Annotated in this window: 22 protein-coding genes; 13 read left to right on the forward strand and 9 right to left on the reverse strand. The window is 71.7% G+C overall.

Features of this window, described 5'->3' with window-relative positions; genetic code table 11:
• Positions 1-141: 141 nt before the first annotated feature.
• On the reverse strand, positions 142-387 hold the full coding sequence (locus P2T62_RS02035; protein WP_276259824.1) for a ferredoxin: 246 nt from the start codon (positions 385-387) through the stop codon (positions 142-144).
• A 108-nt stretch (positions 388-495) separates the two neighbouring features.
• On the opposite strand from P2T62_RS02035, the gene P2T62_RS02040 reads away from it, so the two are divergent.
• The 4 genes from P2T62_RS02040 (at position 496) to P2T62_RS02055 (ending at position 3,274) form a co-directional block, all read left to right on the forward strand.
• A complete protein-coding gene (locus tag P2T62_RS02040) occupies positions 496-1,074 on the forward strand; it encodes a cysteine hydrolase family protein (protein WP_276259825.1) in 579 nt (192 codons plus the stop codon).
• A gap of 38 nt (positions 1,075-1,112) precedes the next feature.
• Entirely contained in the window at positions 1,113-1,643 is a 531-nt protein-coding gene (locus P2T62_RS02045) for a GNAT family N-acetyltransferase (protein ID WP_276259826.1), read from the forward strand.
• A gap of 126 nt (positions 1,644-1,769) precedes the next feature.
• Entirely contained in the window at positions 1,770-2,270 is a 501-nt protein-coding gene (locus P2T62_RS02050; protein WP_276259827.1) for a GNAT family N-acetyltransferase, read from the forward strand.
• A 104-nt stretch (positions 2,271-2,374) separates the two neighbouring features.
• A complete protein-coding gene (locus P2T62_RS02055) occupies positions 2,375-3,274 on the forward strand; it encodes a DUF3267 domain-containing protein (protein ID WP_276259828.1) in 900 nt (299 codons plus the stop codon).
• A 27-nt stretch (positions 3,275-3,301) separates the two neighbouring features.
• Here P2T62_RS02055 and P2T62_RS02060 read toward each other — a convergent pair whose 3' ends face one another.
• Positions 3,302-3,793, reverse strand: a complete 492-nt coding sequence (locus tag P2T62_RS02060) for a PaaI family thioesterase (protein WP_276259829.1) — start codon at positions 3,791-3,793, stop codon at positions 3,302-3,304.
• A 156-nt stretch (positions 3,794-3,949) separates the two neighbouring features.
• Between P2T62_RS02060 and P2T62_RS02065 the strand changes: the two genes are divergently transcribed.
• On the forward strand, positions 3,950-4,126 hold the full coding sequence (locus P2T62_RS02065; protein ID WP_276259830.1) for a hypothetical protein: 177 nt from the start codon (positions 3,950-3,952) through the stop codon (positions 4,124-4,126).
• A 34-nt stretch (positions 4,127-4,160) separates the two neighbouring features.
• Here the strand turns inward: P2T62_RS02065 and P2T62_RS02070 are convergent, their stop codons facing one another.
• Entirely contained in the window at positions 4,161-5,168 is a 1,008-nt protein-coding gene (locus tag P2T62_RS02070; RefSeq protein ID WP_276259831.1) for a transcription initiation factor IIB, read from the reverse strand.
• Positions 5,169-5,450: 282 nt separating this feature from the next.
• Between P2T62_RS02070 and P2T62_RS02075 the strand changes: the two genes are divergently transcribed.
• Entirely contained in the window at positions 5,451-5,774 is a 324-nt protein-coding gene (locus P2T62_RS02075) for a DUF7577 domain-containing protein (RefSeq protein WP_276259832.1), read from the forward strand.
• Between the two features lie 299 nt (positions 5,775-6,073).
• On the opposite strand, the gene P2T62_RS02080 is transcribed toward P2T62_RS02075, so the two are convergent.
• Positions 6,074-6,712, reverse strand: a complete 639-nt coding sequence (locus P2T62_RS02080) for a class I SAM-dependent methyltransferase (protein ID WP_276259833.1) — start codon at positions 6,710-6,712, stop codon at positions 6,074-6,076.
• Between the two features lie 211 nt (positions 6,713-6,923).
• On the opposite strand from P2T62_RS02080, the gene P2T62_RS02085 reads away from it, so the two are divergent.
• Complete coding sequence (locus P2T62_RS02085) at positions 6,924-7,307, forward strand: Hsp20/alpha crystallin family protein (RefSeq protein ID WP_276259834.1); 384 nt, start codon at positions 6,924-6,926, stop codon at positions 7,305-7,307.
• A gap of 43 nt (positions 7,308-7,350) precedes the next feature.
• Here the strand turns inward: P2T62_RS02085 and P2T62_RS02090 are convergent, their stop codons facing one another.
• The 4 genes from P2T62_RS02090 to P2T62_RS02105 all read right to left on the reverse strand — a co-directional run bounded on the left by P2T62_RS02090 (position 7,351) and on the right by P2T62_RS02105 (position 12,643).
• Positions 7,351-8,253, reverse strand: coding sequence for a diacylglycerol/lipid kinase family protein (locus P2T62_RS02090; protein WP_276259835.1), 903 nt, complete (start codon positions 8,251-8,253; stop codon positions 7,351-7,353).
• A 123-nt stretch (positions 8,254-8,376) separates the two neighbouring features.
• Positions 8,377-10,635 carry a tetratricopeptide repeat protein gene (locus P2T62_RS02095; protein ID WP_276259836.1) on the reverse strand — a complete coding sequence of 753 codons (2,259 nt, stop codon included), beginning with the start codon at positions 10,633-10,635 and terminating at the stop codon, positions 8,377-8,379.
• Positions 10,636-10,728: 93 nt separating this feature from the next.
• Positions 10,729-11,814, reverse strand: coding sequence for an SDR family oxidoreductase (locus P2T62_RS02100; RefSeq protein ID WP_276259837.1), 1,086 nt, complete (start codon positions 11,812-11,814; stop codon positions 10,729-10,731).
• A gap of 124 nt (positions 11,815-11,938) precedes the next feature.
• The gene (locus P2T62_RS02105; protein ID WP_276259838.1) at positions 11,939-12,643 is read right to left on the reverse strand and encodes a hypothetical protein; all 705 of its coding nucleotides are present in this window, start codon (positions 12,641-12,643) and stop codon (positions 11,939-11,941) included.
• Between the two features lie 222 nt (positions 12,644-12,865).
• On the opposite strand from P2T62_RS02105, the gene P2T62_RS02110 reads away from it, so the two are divergent.
• The 5 genes from P2T62_RS02110 (at position 12,866) to P2T62_RS02130 (ending at position 19,841) form a co-directional block, all read left to right on the forward strand.
• Complete coding sequence (locus P2T62_RS02110; RefSeq protein WP_420028473.1) at positions 12,866-13,210, forward strand: DUF2237 family protein; 345 nt, start codon at positions 12,866-12,868, stop codon at positions 13,208-13,210.
• A 402-nt stretch (positions 13,211-13,612) separates the two neighbouring features.
• Positions 13,613-15,823, forward strand: a complete 2,211-nt coding sequence (gene nasA / locus P2T62_RS02115; RefSeq protein ID WP_276259840.1) for an assimilatory nitrate reductase NasA — start codon at positions 13,613-13,615, stop codon at positions 15,821-15,823.
• Entirely contained in the window at positions 15,820-16,683 is an 864-nt protein-coding gene (locus P2T62_RS02120) for a molybdenum cofactor guanylyltransferase (protein WP_276259841.1), read from the forward strand. The genes nasA and P2T62_RS02120 overlap by 4 nt, the downstream gene beginning before the upstream one ends.
• Positions 16,683-18,452 (forward strand): nitrite/sulfite reductase, encoded by a 1,770-nt coding sequence (locus P2T62_RS02125; protein ID WP_276259842.1) that lies wholly within the window; start codon positions 16,683-16,685, stop codon positions 18,450-18,452. Before P2T62_RS02120 ends, P2T62_RS02125 begins: the two co-directional genes overlap by 1 nt.
• Positions 18,453-18,623: 171 nt before the next feature.
• Positions 18,624-19,841 carry an MFS transporter gene (locus P2T62_RS02130; protein ID WP_276259843.1) on the forward strand — a complete coding sequence of 406 codons (1,218 nt, stop codon included), beginning with the start codon at positions 18,624-18,626 and terminating at the stop codon, positions 19,839-19,841.
• Positions 19,842-19,870: 29 nt separating this feature from the next.
• On the opposite strand, the gene P2T62_RS02135 is transcribed toward P2T62_RS02130, so the two are convergent.
• Positions 19,871-20,089: a YgaP family membrane protein gene (locus P2T62_RS02135; protein ID WP_276259844.1), complete on the reverse strand. Its 219-nt coding sequence runs from the start codon at positions 20,087-20,089 to the stop codon at positions 19,871-19,873.
• 170 nt (positions 20,090-20,259) lie between these two features.
• Between P2T62_RS02135 and P2T62_RS02140 the strand changes: the two genes are divergently transcribed.
• Complete coding sequence (locus P2T62_RS02140) at positions 20,260-20,916, forward strand: helix-turn-helix domain-containing protein (protein WP_276259845.1); 657 nt, start codon at positions 20,260-20,262, stop codon at positions 20,914-20,916.
• Positions 20,917-20,926: the final 10 nt, after the last annotated feature.

Genomic DNA, 20,926 nt, shown 5'->3' on the forward strand with positions numbered 1-20,926 from the left:
GTTCGCCGTCGCGTCCTGTCGCCCGTCGTGTCGATGCGGTCGCGACCCCTCATACCCCGAACGACACCGGGGGCGCCCGTAAACACCGCCGCCGGTCCCCAGCGGCTGGGAACGGCCCGGCCAGGGAGCGGGCCCGGCGGCTCAGGGGATCAGCTGCTCGCCGTCGTCGTCGTAGACCGTGATGGCCTCGACCGGACAGGCCCGGGCGGCGAACTTCGCGTCCAGCTCGGCGCCTTCGGGAACCTCGCGGACGAACACGTCCTCGTCGGTCTCTTCGCCGTCGACGAGCACCGCCTTCCCGGCGCTCTCGTCCTTCTCGAAGCCGTCCCACTCGGCGACGCACTGGAACATCCCGATGCAGGTGTCCCGGTCGTACTCGATGCGCATACTGCCGGTTCGGCGCCACCCGGCAAAGGCGTGACGACGGGGGCGAACGACGCCGAACGCGGTGGCCCCCGGACAACGGTTTTGCCCCGCGCCGTCCAAGCCGCGCGTATGGCAGCGACACTCGAGGGCGAACGGGCGGCGGTCGTCGTCGTGGATATGCAGAACGGCTTCTGCAAGCCCGATGGCGCGCTGTACGCGCCCGGGAGCGAGGCCGTCATCGAGCCCGTGGTGGACCTCGTCGAGCGCGCCCGGGACGCCGGTGCGCGCGTCGTCTACACCCGCGACGTCCACCCGCCGGGGCAGTTCGACGGCAACCACTACTACGACGAGTTCGAGCGCTGGGGCGAGCACGTCGTCGAGGGCTCCTGGGAGGCCGAACTCGTCGAGGAACTCGATGTTCGCGAGGACGACCTCGTCGTCGAGAAGCACACGTACGACGCCTTCCACGAGACGCAGCTCGACGGCTGGCTCTCGGCGCGCGGGGTCGAGGACCTCGCGGTGTGCGGGACGCTCGCGAACGTCTGCGTGCTCCACACCGCCGGGTCGGCGGGGCTGCGTGACTACCGGCCCGTCCTCGTCGAGGACGCCATCGGCGCCATCGAGGACGACCACCGGGAGTACGCGCTCGAACACGCCGACTGGCTGTTCGGCGAGGTCGAGTCGAGCGCGGACGTGACGTTCGCGTGAGCGGGGACGACCGCCCGGGGGCGCCCGGAGACGGCCGCATGAGCGGCGTCCGGCTCCGCCGATTCGACCCGGAACGCGACGAGCCCGCCGACCTGTACGCACTCCACGAGCGGGCGCTGCGCGACGCCGGGACCGACGCCGACGACGTGCCCGGGACCGATGACCTCGACCGCATCCCGGCGACCTACCTCGACGGCGGCGAGTTCCTCGTGGGCGAGGCGGACGGGGCGGAACCGTCCGGAGTCGTCGCGATGGGTGGGTTCCGCCCCGCGAGCGACCTGCCGGCGGGCGGCCACGAGGGGTTCGCGGGCGGCGAGGCCGACCCCGGGGCCGCCGTCGAGCTGTTCCGCATCGCCGTCGCCCCCGAAGCGCAGGGGCGCGGCCTGGGAGCCGCCGTGCTGGACGAGCTCGAGCGCCGCGCCGCCGACGCGGGGTTCGACTGGACCGTCCTCACCACGGCGGCCCGCCAGCGCGCCGGCGTCGAACTCTACCGCTCCCGCGGCTACGACGAGGTCGGCCGACTGCAGGAGGGCGAGTACGAGCTCGTCCGGTTCGAGAAGCGACTGTAGTGGCCAATATCTGGAAAACGGCCGGATCTCGATACGAAAATTTGCGATTATCGAGCAATCGCCGTCCGGGCGAACAGGTTGCCGGTAGCCGGTGCCCTCAACTGCCTCCGGTCGTCAGCGCCGTCCGTGACCGATGCCCTCCCCCTGCGGCCCGTCGAGGCGGCCGACGCCGAGCGGGTCCGCGCCGTCTACGAGCGAGCGATGCGCGACGCCGACGCCTACCTCCCGGGAGCCGACCACGCGGACCTCGACGCCCCGACCACCGCCTACGCCGACGGGGCGTTCCTCGTGGGCGAGGTCGACGGCGAGGTGGTCGCGGTCGGCGGTGTCCGGCCGGTCGCGGCCGACGCCCCGACCACCGACGGCACCGCGTTCGAGACGGAGCGCGTCGCCGTTCACCCGGCGTTCCAGGGCGAGGGGGACGGTCGCGCGGTGGTCCGGGCCCTGGAGGACGCCGCCCGTGACCGGGGCGCCGACCGCGTCGTGCTGGAGACGGGCGCGGAGCAGCGGGCGGCACAGGCGCTGTACGAGTCGCAGGGCTACGAGCGGGTCGAGCGCCTCTCCTACGCCGGCGGCGAGGTCGTCGGCCTCCGGTACGCGAAGCGAGTGTCAGTTCCCCACGACTGAAGTCGTGGGCTTCCTCCTTGCATCTATGTGAGGCGGACGGCTCCCGGCCGCCCGCCCGTGCCCGCCGGGACAGCCGTTTTCACCCCTCCCGCAGACGTCCGGGTATGTCGACCGCCGACGCCGCCGGGTCGGAGACGCTCCTCGCGGACCTCGAACTGTCCCGCGGGCTCACCATCCAGATGACCGCCGTGGGCGGACTGGGGTTCGTCGTCTCGTTCGCGGTGTTCACCGCCGTCTTCCAGGCGGCGACGGGCCGGGCGGCGTCGTTCGCGTTCGCGCCCGGCGTCGGCTGGTGGAACGACGCGCTGAACCTGCTGGTCATCGCCGTGCTGGCGACCGTCATCCTCGTGCCCCACGAGTGGCTCCACGGGCTCGCGTTCCGGCACTACGGCGGGGACCCCAGCTACGGGGTCGGTGTCGCACACTTCATCCTCCCGTACGCATACGCGACCAGCCCCGAGCGGTTCACACGGAACCAGTTCCTCGTCATCCTGCTGGCGCCGCTGGTCGTCATGACCGCCGTCGGTGTCCCGGCGATGCTCCTGCTGGGCTGGGGGTGGCTCGCGCTGCCGCTGGCGGCCAACGCCGGCGGCGCCGTCGCCGATGTCTGGATGGCGCTGACGCTGCTGGGCTACCCCGCCCACGTCGGCGTCGAGGACCACGAGAAGGGCGTCCGCATCCTCGGTCGGGCGGGGGACCGCGTCCCGGCGCTGTCGGTGACGAATCTCTCATGGGACGCCCTCGCCGGCGCCGCGGTCGCGGCGTTCGGGCTGTTGCTGCTGCTGGGAATCGGCGGGCCGCTCTTCCTCTCTGCGCTCGGCGTCGACTCGCTCACCGTCGGCCGCCCCGGGACCATCACCTACCTGTTCTCGTTCGTGAACACCCCCGACGAGATCTCGCTCGGCATCGGCCCCGGCATCCTCGTCCTCGGCTCGCTGCTGGGGCTGTGCTACGCGTTCGCCCGGAGCTATCGGCGACGTAGGGGGCCCGCGGCTGGCGAGTGACCCGCGGCGCTCGCGGCCCTGGCGGCGTCACTCCGCCCCGTCCTCGACCCCGTCGCTCCGGTCGGAGTTGAACAGCCGGTACGCGCCCGTCCCGGCCGCCACCGGCTTCTGTCCCTCGCCGGGCACGTCACTGACCACCTCGATGTAGGAGACGCCGACCGACCCGCCGGCGCGGATGGGTTCGGCGGTCGCCACGAGGTCCCCGGCGGCCCGCCGGAGGTAGTTGACGTTGAGGGTGATGGTCGCGATGCCGTCGTTGACGGGGTCGGTGAGGTACGGGCGGAGCGCGATGCCGCCGGCCGTGTCGACGAGCGTCGAGGCCACGCCGCCCTGGACCGTCGGTGGGTCGGTGGGGTTGGTGAGCTTCTGGTCGAACGGGATGCGCCCGACGAGGCGGTCGGCGGTGAACTCCTCGACGGTGAACCCGAGCCACGACAGGAACTCGTGCTGGTTCTCCAGGTACTCCGTGATCATCGCCGCCGCGTCCTCGGGCATCTCGTGGGCTGGCTCGTCGGGCATTGCGCCCCGGTATGCGTGAGCCTGGCAAGAGGGTGGTGGTTCCGCCGTGTGACGTGCCGGAGGGGGCCTCCTGCACCTGTTCGTCGCTGTCGTCGCTGTCGTCGTCTCCTGTCAGTCACCGATACCGTCAAGCCCCGCCCGGGAGACCCACCGTGTATGCGCGACGAGGCGGCAATCCGCGAGCGGATCGCCGAACTGGAGGCCGAGTACGACAGCCACGACCCGCCGTCGTCGGCGCTGGAGGACGAGGCCGAGGTGGCCATCCTCCGGGCCATCGAGGAGCTGGAGTGGGTGCTCGAGGAGCACGACGCCGAGGGCGGGTTCACGACCTGACGGTCTCGGCCGCCGAGGAGCGGGGATCGGACGCTCAGGCGCGGGCGGTCTCGGCCGCCGTGTCCGAGCTCATGACGCCCGCCGCCTCCAGCAGGTCCTTGTAGCGGTTCCGGATGGTCACCTCGGAGATGTCGGCGACCTCGCCGACCTCTGTCTGGGTCAGCCCCTCGTCGGTGAGCAGGGAGGCGGCGTACAGCGCGGCCGCCGCGATGCCGACCGGCGACTTCCCGGACAGGAGGGTCTCCTCGCTGGCCGTCTCGACCAGCTCGACGGCCTTGCGCTCGGTGGCGTCGCTCGCGTCGAGTTCGGAGGCGAACCGGGGCAGGTACTCCGTCGGGTCGGCCGGCTCGATGGCCAGGTTCAGCTCCTTGACGATGTAGCGGTAGGCGCGCTTGAACTCCTCCTTGTCGACGCGGCAGACCCGCGCGACCTCGTCGAGGCTCCGCGGGACGTTGGCCTGCCGGGCGGCCGCGTAGACGGCGGCCGTCGCGATGCCCTCGATGGAGCGGCCGGGCAGCAGGTTCTCGTCGAGCGCGCGGCGGTAGATGACGCTCGCGGTCTCGCGGACGTTCTCGGGGAGTCCGAGCGCGCTCGCCATCCGGTCGATCTCGCCGAGCGCCTGCTTGAGGTTGCGCTCCTTCGCGTCCCGGGTGCGGAACCGCTCGTTCCAGGTCCGCAGGCGCTGCATCTTCTGGCGCTGCTGGCTGGATAGCGAGTTGCCGTAGGCGTCCTTGTCCTGCCAGCCGATGTTGGTCGAGAGCCCCCTGTCGTGCATCATGTTCGTCGTCGGGGCGCCGACGCGGCTCTTCTCGTCGCGCTCGCTGGCGTCGAACGCGCGCCACTCGGGCCCGCGGTCGACGGCGTCCTCGTCGACGACGAGCCCACAGTCGCTGCAGACGGTCTCGCCGTGCTCCGTGTCGGTGCTGAGGTTGCCCCCACACTCCGGGCAGACGAGCGCGTCGGTCTCCTCGCCCTCCTCGACCGTCGGCTCGGTCCCCTCTCGGGGTCGCTCGGCACGCTCTGTGAGACGGGTTTCGGACATGGGTTCTGGGTTGATCCGCTCGGGTGGTCGGGGCGACGGATGCCTTCTCGGCTCTGCGCCGTTCGGTCCGGTCCGTACCCCGAGTGTGGGGCTGGCTCCCGGGTCGGCCTTGCGCCGAACAGTTCTGGGCTTTAAGTGGGGCCGCGTACGTCGCGTCGCTCGTGTGACACACTGTCACCGGACGGCGAGCGGTGCCCGTCGTGGACACCGGTACGCCGATGACCCTCGGTGTGTGTGGCGGTCGCACACTTTATGCGCCTGGGGCCCGAACTCACCGGTGTCATGTACGACCCGCAGGTCTACGGCCTGCTCGGGGCCGTCCTGCTGTTGCACCTCGGGACGCTGGTCTACGTCTACCTCCGGCGCCAGCGGTCCGGCGAGTCGCCGACACTGGAGAGCGGGGCGGCCGTCGACAGGTCGGCGACGGACGGCTCGCGGGCGGACACGGGGGTCGATGTCGAGACGGCGGAGTCGGCGGAGACGGTGATCTGCTCGGCGTGTGGCGTCCGGAACGCGGCCGATTACCGCTTCTGCCGGGCCTGCGTCGCGGACCTCTCCGGCGGGGCATCCCACGACAGCGGCGAGGCGTTCTCGAACGCCGCCTGATTCCTGGGCCCGCTCGCCGGTCGACCGGGCCGTCACTCCCGAGCGTCGGCTTCGATAACAGCCAGCGACAAAAGCGCCGTCGGCCGGCCGTTCCGGCGACCACACCGTGGCGGACGAGGTTGCAATCCCTTCGTTCGAGCAGGTCGATACCCTTCCTCGCCCGTCCGCTTCCCGTTACGCGCGAGGAGGAGATAACCATGTCGGACGGTACCACGCCTCCGGGGGCGGGACCCGTCGCCCCGGGAGCGGGGACCGTCGGTGCCCGCGGGTTCCCGTCGAGACCAGCCCAATCCGGCGGTTCAGGGGAGCCGACGGACGAGTCCGAGGTACGCCTGGTTCCGGCTGTAGCGCCGCTCGAACACCGTCCCCCAGGTCCCCAGCAGGTCCCACCCCTCTGCAGCGCGGAAGCGCGCCCGGAACTCCGCGGGCGAGACGCCGTACTCCCGGCGCGGGTCGGGTCGGGCGTCACCGAGGACGCAGAACAGCCCGCCCGGGTCCAGGACGGTCGACAGGCCCGCGACGTACCGCTCGCGGTCGGCGAACCGGAGGACGTGGAACGTCGCACAGTCCAGGACCGTGCGGACGGTGATCCCCGCCCGGGCCAGTCCGTCGAGCGCGAGCGCGTCCCAGACGGCGAAGCGGGCGGGGTTCCGCCGCCAGTGGGCCTTCTCCCGGGCCGTCGCCACCGCCCGCGGGGAGATATCGATTCCCAGCGCCTCGTACCCCTGCCGGGCCAGGAACATCGTCAGCTCACCCGTTCCGCACCCGACGTCCAGGACCGGCCCCCGGACCAGGCCGGCCTCCACCAGCCGGACGAACGCCCGCTGTGGCCGCCCGATATCCCAGTTCGGGACGCCCTCGTACGCCGCGTCGAAGGCGTACGCCTCCGGGCGCGGACCCGTGTAGTCCGCCGGAACGTACGCCTCGGGGTCGCTCACGGGACGGCCCCCCGCTTCGAGTGGACTCCGGGCACGCTCCGACCCACGACCGGGACTCACATAGCTCCCCGGAACGGTCCCCCTGTCCGCCGGTGGATGCGGTCACAGCGGACCCGCGGCAGCGGACCTATCGGTTGTTCTGTGTGGGGTGTGTGGACATCGTTCACTCCTGGCAGAACGCTTACGTCCGGGACCAACCGACCAGTAGGTGATGAGTGACCTCTCGCGGACGCGGACGGTCTTCGACGCGCTCACGCTCCCGGCCCGGCTGCTGCGTGCCGGGTTCGCCGAGGGTGAGAACGCCCGCGTGCGGGTCGATGCGGACGCCTACGTGCTCGATCTGGATCTCCCGGGGTTCGACACCGATGCGTTCGACGTCAGCTGGGAGGACGGCTATCTCACGGTCGCCGCGACCGCCGCGGACCGGTCGTACGAGGAGTCCTTCCACTTCCCCTCGGTCGTCCGCCCGTCCGAGATCAGCGCGACCTACGACGCCGACGAGGGCGTGCTGACGGTCACCCTGCCGGTGTACGGGCGGCGCCCCAGCGCAGGTAGCACCGACGCGCCCGAGCGCAGCCACGGAATCGCCGACTGAGACGGCTCCCCGGGCGCGTCGTCGCGTGACCGCCCGCGCACACTCACGCCGGCGGATCGGGGACGTAGTCGGGCCCGACCCGGAGGTCGAGCGCCCGCGGGCGAGCGTACATCGTCACGCGGTCGTGTTCGGCGATCTCCCCGTCACGCGAGAAGGTGATGGCCTCGTCGCTGGTCACCGTCACCTGCGCCGCCTGGAAGTGATGCACCGAGTCGGTCCCCTCCCCGAGGAGCCGGTGGATGGCGGCCTCGACCGCGAGGTTCCCCGCCGGGACGTCCTCGACGACGGCCACGTCGAACAGGCCGTCCTCCATGTCGGCCTGGCCGCCCTGCTCGACGAACCGGCGGGCGTTGCCGACGAGTACCGTGACCGCCGAGCCCTCCCAGCTATCGCTCCGGCCGCCGCCGTGGAGGTCGAGCTGGAGGTCGAGCCCCTCGAACTCGACGGCCTGCTGCAGCCCGCTGACGACGAACGCGAGGGTACCCAGACGCTGTTTCAGCTCGCCGGAGGCGGAGGTGCTGGCGTCGGCGGGGAAGCCGGCGATACAGGAGACGACGAACGGCTCCCCGTCGGCGAGCCCCACGTCCACGGCACGGACCTCCCCCTTGTCGGTGAGCTGGAGGCCGTGCTCGATGCTCCGGATGCCGACGGCGTTCGCCAGGAGGTTCGCCGTCCCCGCGGGGATGACGTTCAGCGTCACCTCGTCCAGGTGGTCGGCCTGCTCCAGCCCCCGGAGCACCTCGTTGATGGTGCCGTCGCCGCCACAGACCGCGATCTCCCCGACGTCCTCCTCCCCGGCCCGGCGGCCCAGCGCGACCCCGTCGCCCTCGCCCTCGGTCTCCCACACCGCGAACCCCTTCCCGCGGGCCTTCTGGCGCACCAGCTCGGCGTGGTCGCCGGTCCCGCTGACGGGGTTCATGATGAGGGTGCGCGACCCGACCTGCATGGTCGAGGGGTCGGTGTCGGGGTACTTAGGGGGTGTGGACACCGGCCGACCGGCGCCGGAGGCCGGGTCTCCAGCGCGTTCTCGCACCGCACGGCCCCAGACTGCTCCTGGCCGTGGGTCGCGCTAGCGCCCTCTGGAGAGCCGCTTGGCCCGTCTCTCGTGTTTCTTCGCCTTGAACGGGTAGTTCAGGTCCCTGAGGCAGATGGCGTAGTTGCGGTGGGCGGTCGCGTAGTCGGGGTCGATGTCCAGTGCACGCTCGTAATGTCGCTTCGCCCCGCGACGTTTGCCGAACTGGTTCCTGAGGAGGTTCGCGTAGTTGTTGTGCGCCACGGCGTCCTCGGGGTCGAGTTCGAGTGCGCGCTCGTAGTGTCGCTTCGCCTTCCGGTGGTTGCTCGAGTGCTCCTGGAGCAGGTAGGCGTAGTCGAAATGTGCTGACTGGTAGTCGGGGTCGATCTCGAGGGCACGTTCGTAGTGTCTCTGGGCCTTCCGGTAGTTGCCCAGGTGGTCCCGGAGGAGGTTGCCGTAGTTGCGGTGTGCTTGCTCGTAGTCGGGGTCGATCTCGAGTGCGCGCTCGTAGTGGTGTTTCGCCTTCCGGTAGTTGCCCAGGTGGTCCTGGAGGAGGTTGCCGTAGTTGCGGTGTGCTTGCTCGTAGTCGGGGTCGATCTCGAGTGCGCGCTCGTAGTGTCGCCTCGCCTTGCGGTGGTTGTCCAGGTCGTTCTGGAGGAGGTTGCCGTAGTTGCGGTGTGCTTGCTCGTAGTCGGGGTCGATCTCGAGTGCGCGCTCGTAGTGGTGTTTCGCCTTCCGGTAGTTGTCCAGGTCGTTCTGGAGGAGGTTACCGTAGTTGCGGTGGGCGGTCGCGTAGTCGGGGTTGATCTCGAGTGCGCGCTCGTAGTGGTGTTTCGCCTTGCGGAGTTTCTCGAACTGGTTCTTGAGGAGGTTCGCGTAGTTGTTGTGCGTCACGGAGCCGTCAGGGTCGATCTCGAGTGCGCGCTCGTAGTGGTGTTTCGCCTTGGGGTAGTTCTCGAGGTGCTCCTGGAGCAGGTAGGCGTAGTCGAAATGTGCTGACCGGTAGTCGCTGTCGATCTCGAGGGCGCGCTGGTAGTACTCCTCCGCGAGGCGGTACTCTCCGAGCTGCCGCGAGAGGAACCGTGCGTACTTCCGGTGCCAGGTCCGGCTGTCCGGGTTGATCTCCAGTGACCGCTCGTAATGCTGGCGTGCCGCCGCCGGTCGGTCGAGCTCCTCGGCCAGCAGGCTCGCCAGTGACCTGTGGGTGGAGGCGTCATCCGGGTCGAGTTCGACCGCACGCTCGTACTGCCGTCTCGCCGCCTCGTGTCGTCCGAGCTGGTCCGTGAGGAATTTCGCGTACTGCTTGCGTGGGGCCGTGTCGTTCGGGTCGAGCTCGATGGCCCGCCGGTAGTGCTCCTCGGCCTCCCGATAGCGTTCCAGGTTGTACTCCAGCAGCTCCCCGTAGCCCAGATGTGCCTCCGTGTGCTCGGGGTCGAGTTCGAGTGCGCGCCGGTAGTGTGTCTCGGCCGTCTCGTGCTCGCGGGCGGTGCTGAGTATCTCCGCGTACTCGTACTGCACGCTCGCACTCTCCGGACGGCACGCGACCGCGCGCTCCCCGTGTTCCACGTGCGTCTCGTCGGTGATCCATGCGGCTTCGTCGCCCAGTTCGAGGTGGAGTTCGGCGATCGCCTCCCCCGCCTCGCCGAGGTCGATCGACCGGAGCGCGGTCACCGACAGGGTCACGATGGTCGAGGCGATGATGCCGGCCAGGACGTCCTCCTCGTTCAGGTAGCCCCCGTCGTTCTCGTCCGTCCCGAGCCGCTGCTCCAGCTTCGAGACGAGGTCGTCGACGAACTCGTCATCGACGATGGCCGAACCGCTCGCGTCCCCGGCCGACAGCTCGGTCCGTGCCAGCGACTCCAGGGGGCTGTCGGCCTCGTCCCCGGCGTCGAGCGCCGGGTCCAGGAGCTCCAGCCGCCGCCGCTCCCACTCCCGGACCGGCCCCTGCTCCACGTCCACTCGTAGCGTCTCCGCCACGACCGTCCCGTCGCGCTCCACCCCGTACGGGATCGTGGCCTTCAGGCGGTAGTCCCGGAGGATCTGTTCGACGTTCTCGATGGACGCCTCGGTGTCCGTCTCGGAGTGCCGGATGAGGAAGAGCTCCGAACGGATCCCGATCGCACGCTCGAGCGCCCCCCGGAACTCCTCGTACGTCTCACCGGCCGCACCCTCGGTGACGGCTTCGCGCACGAACTCCGCGGGCTCCTCCTCGTCGGCGTCGACGACCAGCTCCCCCTCGAGGGTGTCCCTCGCAGCCTCGGCTCGCTCCTCGGCCGCCTCCGCCCGCTCGAGCACTGCCTCTATCGATTCCCCCATAGGGCGACTACAGGGCAGGGCGTGATAGGGATTTCCCGGGTGGGGCCCGCCCTCCGCTCTCTCCCCGACGGCTGCCGGCTCCCTTCCCGACGGTCAGTTCATGCCCTCGGTGCCGATGTCGGGGTGCTCGCGGTAGAACTCCACGAGGGTCTCGGCGTACTCCTCGAAGGCGGGGCACTCGATGCCCGACCCCTCGAGGTCCTCGACGGCGTTCGAGCAGTCGAAGGAGGCCGGCCAGGTCTGGTACTCCAGGCCGCCGCTCTTCAGCAGCTCGGACTCGGGCTTGAACGTCTCCAGCAGCCCCTTCACGATGCCCTTCGGGTACGGGACGACGAAGGTGCGTTCCTTGCCGGCGGCGTCGCCGAGGATCTTCACCAGTTCCGTCGTCGACGGCGGGTCCGGGTCCGCGAGGTGGTACGTCTTCCCCTCGGACCCGTCGATGCCGGAGAGGTAGCCGATGGCGTCGACGACGTAGTCCCGCGGGACGACGTTGAACTCGCCGTCGCTGGCGCCCTTCGGCGCCGGGATGACGGCGTTGTCGCCCTGCTCGACCAGCCCCTCCACGAAGGCGTACATCCCGTCGTACTTCTGGGTCTCGCCGGTCTCGCTGTCACCGACCGCGACGCCCGGGCGGTAGATGGTGGTCGGGACCTCGTCCATCCGCTCGCGGACCTGCACCTCGGCCATGTGCTTGGTGGACTCGTAGTAGTTGTAGAACGACTGGCCCTCCTGGAGCATCTCCTCGGTGAAGCGGCCGTCGTAGTCGCCGGCGACGACGACGCTGGAGACGTAGTGGAAGCGGTCGGCGTCGGCTTCGGCGGCGAAGTCGGCCATGTGGGCGCTCCCGTCGATGTTGACGGCCTTCCCGGGCGCGCGGTCCATGGTCAGGTCGTAGATGGCGGCGAAGTGGTAGACCACGTCCGTCTCGTCGACCAGGCCCTCGTAGTCGTCGACGGCGAGTTCGGGGTCCGTGATGTCGCCCTCGACGAGTTCGACTCGCGTCTCGGCGTCGGCGTCGACGTCGTCGTCGATCTCGGCCCGGCGCTGCCCGGCCTCACTGGCGTACTTCGGCTGCACCAGACAGGTCACTGTCGCGTCCTCGTCGTGCCGTTCGAGCAGTACCTCGACCATCGCCGACCCCAGGAACCCCGGGAACCCGGTCAGGAACACGTCCGTCATGGCCCCGACGGGGCGGGCCGCCGACAAAGAGGTTGCCCCGTGTGTACGGGCCCCGCTTATGTCGTTCGCCGGGAACGCGCGGCGGGGCGGGGACCGCTCCGGTGGCCGGGCCGTCGCCCGCGACTCACTCCAGCAGGACGGTGAAGCCCCACTCGCCCACGGCTCCCGCACCGGGTGCCGAGTCGCAGGGGCCGACCTGGTAGCGCGTCGAGAACGTGTGCTCGCCGACGGGGAGGCAGGCATCCGTCTCGGCGCTCGCGTACAGGGCCAGGTCGGCCGTCGCGGCGGCGCCCGGCGCCAGCTCGAACGTCCGGTACTCCTCCGTGACGGCGATGCCGTGGCGGAGTCGCCAGCAGTCGGGCACGGCGTCCCACTCGCCGTCCGCCGGGAGGAGGACGAGCCGCCCGGACTCGTCGTGGACGTACTGGAAGCGGGCGGCGCGTCCCTCGCCGACGCGGACCGCGCTGTCGCCGGTGTTGGTGAGGGTGACGCGGAGCGTGGGTGGTGCCTCGGCGGTCGCGACCGGTTCGAGCAGCGTCACGTCGGCCGCGAGGGGGGCGTCCGGCCCGTCGACGCTCACCAGCGAGACGCCGGGACCACCCGTGCCCGCGGGTCGGGTCCCGCCGGCCGCGTCGTCGCCGTCGTCTCCGGGGAGGCCACCGTCGGTGGTCGGGGTGGGTGTCGGTGAGGGGGTCGGCGTCGGCCCCTCCCCGCCCGCGCCCGGGGTGCTGGCGCCGGTCGTGCAGCCCGCGAGCAGGGCGATGCCGGCGAGCCCACCGGCGCGGAGGAGCGCGCGGCGGGTCGGCCGGTCGGATGGGTCGGTGTGCATACCCTCCTGACGCGCGCTCACGGCATGAACTAGCGCATGGCTCAAACGCCCGTTTGTCGCATCGAGCGGTCTGCTATCCCGTGTCTGCCGGATGGCTATTCGCCCGGCCGGGGGTTGATGGCGCCGGCGCCCGCAGCGATGGGCGTGTCCGACGCGCCGACACCCCCCGACGACGAGCGGAACGTCCTCGGCGAGCCCCTCGAACCGTGCAGCACGGACCCGATGACCGGCGCCCTGCGCGACGGCGAGTGCCACGCGCTCCTGCGCGACCCGGGCCGCCACGAGGTCTGTGCGGTGATGACCGAGACGTTCCTGGAGTACAGCCGCGCGCAGGGCAACGACCTGGTGACCCCACGCCCGGACCTGAACTTCCCGGGCCTGGAGCCGGGTGACCGCTGGTGCGTCTGCGTCCCCCGGTGGCTGGAGGCGGCCGAGGCCGACTGCGCCCCGCCGGTCGTGCTGGCGGCGACGAACGAGTCCGTGCTGGACATGATTCCCCGGTCACAACTCGAGGCCCACGCCCACGACGCGGACGTGGGTGCCGACGCCGACACCGGCGACGACTGAGCGCCGATGGGACCGGGCCGAGGACCGAGCGCCGAGCACTGAAACCACCTCACACGGCCCAGCCCCCCGTTCGAGGCCGTTCTCGCTCGCGCGCGACCGGTCGCGCCGCTCGCCCGCCACTGGTCTCCGGTTCCGGCCGCAATTCTCGCCGGCCGTTGACGACCGTCCAGTTGCCGTCGGGTGTCGCGCCCGTTTCTGGACGCGCGAGGATACCCGATTCATTATATCCGTTGGAAGACTCCGGGGTCCGAACGTTATCGGGCAGACTTTTGCATATTTGTAAAGGATAACTGGTAAATACGTCAGTTCGCTGCGTTTCTGGTGTGAATCTGTGATGTTCGCAAAGGGATTCTGCGGAGCGGTAGACGAGCGTCGCATCATCGGCCGTCCGGAGGTGTCCGGATGACCGAGTGGGTGTCGACCACCTGCATGCGGTGCGCGGTCGGGTGCGGCCACCGACAGCGCGCCGTCGACGACGGCTACGGCATCGACACGGTGAGCGGCGACCCGATGCACCCGGTCAGCGAGGGGCTGGCCTGCCGGCGCGGAACCCGGGAGTCCGCCGACCCCGACGGGACCTGGCTCACCCGGCCGCTGGTCCGGCGCGACGGCGAACTCCGGTCGACGACCTGGGAGAACGCCCTCGAGGAGGCTGCCGGCGCCATGCGCCGGGCGATGGCCCGTGACCCCGACGCGGTCGCCGTCCTCGGGAGCGGCCAGCAGACCAACGAGGCCGCCTACGCGCTCGGGAAACTCGCCCGCGGCGGCATCGGGACCCGGTACTACGACGCCAACACCACGCTCTGCATGGCGAGCGCCGTCACGGCGTACTACGACGCCTTCGGCAGCGACGCGCCGCCGTGCACGTACGACGACATCCCCGAGGCGGAGTCCCACGTCGTCTGGGGCGCGAACCCGGCGGTCGCGCACCCGGTCATGTTCCGGTGGATCCGCGCGTCGGCCGAGAACGGCGACCTCCTCGTCGTCGACCCCGTGGCGACGGAGACGGCCGACCTCGCCGACACGCACGTCGCCCCGGACCCGGGTGGCGACCTCGCGCTGGCACGGGCGGTCCTCGCCCGCGTTCTCGACCGCGACGACGCCGACGAGGCGTTCGTCGCGGCCGCGACGACCGGCTTCGCCGAGTTGCGCGCGAAGCTCCCGGACGCCGAGGTGGCCGCCGCCGAGGCGGGTGTCCCGATGGCCGACGTGGACGCCCTCGCGGACGCGTTCGACGGCCGGACGCTGGTCTACTGGGGGATGGGCGTCAACCAGTCCGTCGACGGGACCGCCACCTCGGGCGCGCTCATCGACATCTGTCTCGCGACGGGCAACCTCGGCCCCGGCACCGGGCCGTTCTCCCTGACCGGCCAGGCCAACTCGATGGGGACCCGGGTCTGCTCCTCGAAGGGCTCCTGGCCCGGCCACCGCGACTTCCAGGACCCACACGAGCGGGCCGCGGTCGCGGACTACTGGGACGTCGACCCCGGCCGCCTGCCCGACGACACCGGTCCCGGGCCGGTCGGGACCCTCCGCGCGGTCGAGGACGAGGTCGACGTGGTCTGGACGGTCGCGACGAACCCCGTCGCGGGCGTGCCCGACGCCGGGAACGTCGCCGGCCGCCTCGACGAGGCGTTCCTCGTCGTGCAGGACGCCTTCCACTCCGAGACCGTCGAGCACGCCGATGTCGTCCTCCCGGCGGCGACGTGGGGTGAGTCCGAGGGGACCGTGATGAACATGGAGCGCACCGTCTCGCGGGTCCGTGCTGCCACCGAGACGCCCTCCGGCGTCAAGCAGGACATCGACATCATCGCCGATATCGGCCAGCGGCTCTGCCCCGGGCTGCTGGGCGAGCCGCCGCTGGACCCCGAGGCCGTGTTCCGGGAGTTCTGCGACCTCACCGCCGACACGGACGCGGACTGCTCCGGGCTCTCGTACACGCGGCTGGAGGCCGAGACCGCGGTGCGATGGCCGGCGCCCGGCCCGCGGGCGAGTGGCGGCTATCGGTACCACTCGCCGGCTGACGACGGGGCCGGGCCGACCGAGACCGTGGACGGGGACGCCGATGCGACCGACGCCGACGGCGAGGCGGCCGCCCCCACCGGCGCGGACGCCGACTGGTCGTTCCCGACGCCGTCGGGGAAGGCGCGGTTCTCGACCGCGGTCGAGCCCCACGACGCCGAGCCGACCGACGAGTCGTACCCGCTCGTCCTCACGACGGGGCGGGAGGCCGACGGCTACAACACGGGCGTCCGGTCCCGGGAGGGCCCCGGCGAGCCGACGGCGCCCGTCGCCCGGGTCGCCCCGGCCACGATGTCCGAGGTGGCCGACGGCGACAGAGAGGTCAGCCTCGCCTCCCGGCGCGGCAGCGTGGACGTGACGCTCCACCCCGACGAGGCCGTCCCCGACGGCGTCGTCTGGCTCTCCATCCACCACCCCGCGACGAACCGGCTGACGACGCCGGAGCGTGACCCGCGCTCGGCCGAGCCGAACCTCAAGCAGTGTGCCGTCCGGGTCGAGCCCCGCACCGAGGAGTCCGAGGCGAAGGGGGCCGAGCCGGACGAGGAGACGCCGACCGACCGGCCCGCCCCGGTCGGGGAGGTGGCCGAATGAGCCGCGACGACGACCGGGAGCGGTCCGGGCGCCCCGAGCGCTCGGCGCTCCTCCTCGCGGGGGGTCGCTCCACCCGCTTCGGCGAGTCCGAGAAGGCGCTCGCCGAGCTGGGCGGTGCGCCGCTGCTCTGTCACACGGCGGCCGCGCTCGCGCCCGTCGTCGACGAACTCGTCGTCAACTGCCGCGAGGACCAGCGCGACGCGTTCGCCGCGGCGCTGGCCCCGCTCGACGAGCGGCTCCCGGTCCGCTTCGCGGTCGATCCGGTCGACGACGAGGGGCCCGTCGCCGGCCTGCTGACGGGGCTCCGGGTGGCGCGGGGCCAGTACGTCGCGGTGGCCGGCTGTGACCAGCCGTTCCTCCGGACCGCGACGGTGGCGGATCTGTTCGCGCACGCGACGGGCGAGGCCGGTGCCGGGACCCCGGCGGGCGCGGCGCCGCTGGCCGAGGACCGCCCCCAGCCGCTGGGCGCGGTCTACCACCGCGACCGGGCCCGCGAGGCGGCCGTCCACACGATGGCCGCCGGGTCGCGGGCCCTGCGGGACGTCCTCGCACGGGTCGACCCCCTGGCTGTCCCGGTCGCGCCCGGCGTGGTCCGCGATATCGACACGCAGGACGAACTCGGTGCGGTATCGGGCGAGGAAATGTCGAAAGATGCTGGCAATCGTGAAATAATGGAAGTAATTATCGAGAACACGGCGCCGACGGCGAACCGTCCTGCAAGCGACACCGCGGTCCTCCCGGACGGGGGCGAGGACCCACGGTCCGAGTCACGTCGGGGAGCGGAGCGGACCGACGGAGGTCCGTCGAGCGACGCGAGACGGACCACGTCAGACCTGCGGTCTGACGGAGGTGAGGACTGATGGTGCACAAGAAGGAGGGTATCAAGGAGGAGTGCTACGGCGACGAGGTCCGCGAGACGCTGCTGGCGTTCGCCGAGAACGGCGGCGTCGAGGCCATCCCCGAGGACGAGCGCGAGGAGTGGTTCACCCGCTTCAAGTTCTGGGGCGTCTTCCAGCAGCGGACCGGCCAGGAGGAGTACTTCATGATGCGCCTCACCGGGACCGACGGCATCCTCGAGCCGGGGCAGTTCCGTGCCCTGGCGGAGGTCGCCGACGAGTACGCCGGCGGCCCGGTCGAGAACCCGGAGTTCGGCAACAGCTGGCTCGACCTGACGACGCGCCAGTCGGTGCAGCTCCACTGGCTCGAACTCGAGGACGTGCCCGCGGTCTGGGACCGCATCGAGGAGACGGGCCTCACCACGCGGTCGGCGGGTGGCGACACGATGCGCAACATCACGGGCAACCCCACGGCGGGCAAGGACGCCCGCGAGGTCATCGACACGAAGCCCATCCTGGAGGAGATCCAGGCCACCATCCGGGACGACGACGACCTCGCCAATATGCCGCGCAAGTTCAACATCAGCGTCTCGGGCATCCCCGACGGCTCCGCCCAGGACGCCATCAACGACATCGGGCTGGAGCCGGCGATGAAGGCCGTCCAGGGCGATTCGCGGGTCGGGTTCAACGTCCGCGTCGGCGGCGGCCTCGGCGGGCACGAGCCCCGCGTCGCGCGGTCGCTGGACGTCTGGGTGCCGCCCGAGCGTGCCGTCGAGCTGGTCCGCGCGTTCGTCGAGTGCTACTTCGACGAGGGGAACCGGACGAACCGGAACAAGAACCGCGCCCGGTTCTTCGTCGACGAGCGCGGCCCCGAGGCGATCCGCGCCCAGCTCCAGGCCGAGTACGTCGACTGGGAGCTCCGGACCGCGGGCGAGGACTGCCGCGAGAACTACACCTACAACGCCGGCCACGGGGACCACGAGGCCGCCCCGGAGGGCCCCATCGACTACGTCGGCGTCCACGAGCAGCACGACGGCCGCTACTTCGTCGGGCTGAACGTGCCCGTCGGGCGCATCCCGGCCGACGACGCCCGCGCGCTGGCGGACCTCGCGGAGGCGTACGGCTCGGGCGAGATCCGGCTCACGCGCCGGCAGAACCCGCTCGTGATGGACATCCCCGAGGCCGACCTCGCGGCGTTCTTAGAGGAGCCGCTGCTGGAGGCCTACTCCCCCGAGCCGACCGTCTTCGAGCGCGGCGGGATGGCCTGTACGGGCACGGAATTCTGCTCGCTCGCGCTCGCCGAGACGAAGGCGCGCGAGGCCCGGCTGCTCCGCTGGCTCGACCGGAACGTCGAGCTCCCCGCCGACGTGGACACCATCAAGATCCACTTCTCGGGCTGCACGGCGGACTGCGGCCACGCCAACACCGCCGACATCGGCCTGCTCGGGATGCGCGGCCGCAAGGACGGCGAGATGGTCGAGGCGCTCGACATCGGTGTCGGCGGCGGGATGGGCGAGGAGCCGTCGTTCGTCGACTGGGTCCGCCAGCGCGTCCCCGCCGACGAGGTGCCCGGCGCGCTCGCGAACCTGCTCAACGCCTTCGCCGCCCACCGCGAGGACGGACAGAGCTTCCGCGAGTGGGTCGACGCCACCGGCACCGAGGCCATCACGGAACTCCTCGAACCCGAGGAGACCGACTACGTCGACCCGGCGCTCCACGACGCCAAACAGTCCTGGTACCCCTTCGCCGACGAGGCGAGCGCCGACGACAGCCCCGCGCCCGCCGACGACTGATGGCCCGAACCGACACCCGCGCCGACGCCGGTGCCGACGGCCCCGACCCGGAGGTCGCCCCGATGGACGCCGCGCCGGAGCTGTTCGACGCGGTGGGGTGCGAGCCGGCGGAGTGAGCCACGCGGCCGCCGCAATCGACAGCCCTTCCGTTCCCGTGTCCCGAATCGGGGTGTGGAGACGGACTCCGTCGACGCGCCCGCTTCCGAGGGCACCACCGCGGCCCCCACGCGCGGCTGGAAGCCGGTCGCGGCCATCGCCGGCTGGCAGACCGCCGCGAGCGCCTGCTACTACGGTCTCTTCGCCGCGACGGGCCTGCTGAAGCCCGCGTTCGACCTGACCGGCACGACCGTCGGTCTGTTCCTGACGGTCGGGTTGCTCGGCTACACGCTGGCGCTGTTCCCGAGCGGCGCGCTCGTCGATGGGTTCGGCGAGCGCCGCGTGATGCTCGCCGGGCTATCGGGCCTCGCCGTGGCGGCCGTCGGGGTGAGCCTCGCGCCGACGTACGGCGCGTTGCTGGGGGCGGCCGCGCTGCTCGGCGCGGCGTACTCGACGGCGATGCCCGCGACGAACCGCGCCATCGGTGCGAGCGCGCCGCCCGGCCGCGCCAACCTCGCCATGGGGCTCAAGCAGGTCGGCGTCACCGCGGGGAGTGGCCTCGCCTCGCTGGTCTTCGCGGCGGTCGCGGCCTCGGCGCTGTTCGCGTGGGGCGACGGCTTCCGGGCCGTCGCCGCGCTCGCCGTCGTCGCGGCCGCGGCCTTCGCGCTCCTGTACGACGGGCGCGCGGGGAGCGGCGACCTCGCCCTGCCGGACCTCGACGGCCTCGGCGGCAACCCCGCGTACGTCCTGCTCGTCGCGGCCGGGTTCTTCCTCGGTACCGCCATCTTCGCCGCGCTGGGTTACGTCGTCCTCTACGTCGACGAGGGCGTCGGCGCGACGGTCGCCATCGGCGGCCTCGTCCTCGGCGCGACGCAGGTCGCCGGCAGCGTCGGGCGCGTGCTGGCCGGCGACCTCGCGGACCGGCTCGGCGGCGCGCGCGGTGCGGCGACCGTGGCGCTCGGGCAGGCGGTCATCGCGCTCGTCCTGTTCGGGGTCCTCGCCGCCGGGGTCGATTCGACGCTCCTCGCCGGCCTCGTCCTGCTCGGTATCGGGGTCTCCGTGCTGGGGTCGACGGGCGTGTTCTACTCCTGTCTCGCCGGCCTCGTCGACGGGGACGACATCGGCGCGGCGACGGCCGGCGGGCAGACCGTCATCAACGTCGGCGGGATGGTCGCACCGCCCACCTTCGGCTACCTCGCGGACACCGCGGGCTACGGGACGGCGTGGCTGCTGCCGACGGCGTGCATGGCGGCGGCCGTGGTGCTGTTGCTCGGCGTGCGGCGGACGGCGTGAGGGCGGGGCGGGGTGGCCCGTCGCCGCACTCAGCTCTCCGACTCGTTCGACGCCGTGCTGAAGCCGAACAGCAACCCGCCACCACAGACCCCCGTGGCGGCGTTCTGGAGCAGGCCCAGTCCGGCGATGCCGGTCATCAGGGCGGTCGTCCGTTCGCCGGCTCTGGCCGCGGAGACGGCGGTCGCCACGAGCCAGACTCCTGCGATTCCGCGGACGGTGCGGTCGACCTCGTCGAGGTTCGGTCGCATCGGTCGTCCATCTCGCCGCACGGAGGAGTCCGTACCGCCGAACGGCTCCGGGGGGTTCTTGACGCCCACCCGGGAGTCGCCACGGGCCCGTCGCACGCACCGGAGTCACCGCCGGACCGTGACGCGGAACCGGCGGTACCCCTATACTCGCCCGCTCCTGCCTGTCGGTCATGAAACGGGTCCGACTCAGCATCTCCCCGCCGGACGCGTACCTCCCGCCCGTCTACCGTCGTCTCACCCGCGAGGCGCCGTACCTCTCGGTCGTTCGCATCGTCAACTGGAACGTCGCCCAGCCGCCGGTCGGGTTCCTCCTCTGGGTCCGGGGTGAGCACGAGCGACTGGCGCCGGCCCTGGCCGACGCCCCGAACGTCCGTGAGTTCGAGACCGTCCCGAACGGCGACGGGACGGCCTACTGCTTCCTCGCGGCGGAGGAATCGACGCCCGCCCGTGCGCTGTTCGAGAACTTCACTCGCGAGGACGTGCTGACCGTGCCGCCGGTCGAGTGCCACGACGACGGGAGCAGCACGTTCACGCTGGTCGGTACCGACGCCGCGATCCAGGCCGCGGTCGAGGGAATCCCGGATGCTGTCGGCGTCTCCGTCGAGGCCGTCGGCACGGGCCCGGTCGGCGCGGACGACGCCGTCCGTGCGCTCTCGCCCCGGCAGCGGGCGGCCGCGCGGGCGGGGCTCCGCGTGGGGTACTACGATGTCCCCCGCGAGGCCACCATCGCCGACGTGGCCGCGGAACTGGACTGCGGGCGGGCCACCGCGGCCGAACACCTCCAGAAGGCCGAGGCGAAGCTGTTCCGCGCGCTCTTCGACGCCTGAGTCACGCGCC

This window comes from Haloglomus litoreum (genome assembly GCF_029338515.1).
Taxonomy (GTDB): Archaea; Halobacteriota; Halobacteria; order Halobacteriales; family Haloarculaceae; genus Haloglomus; species Haloglomus litoreum.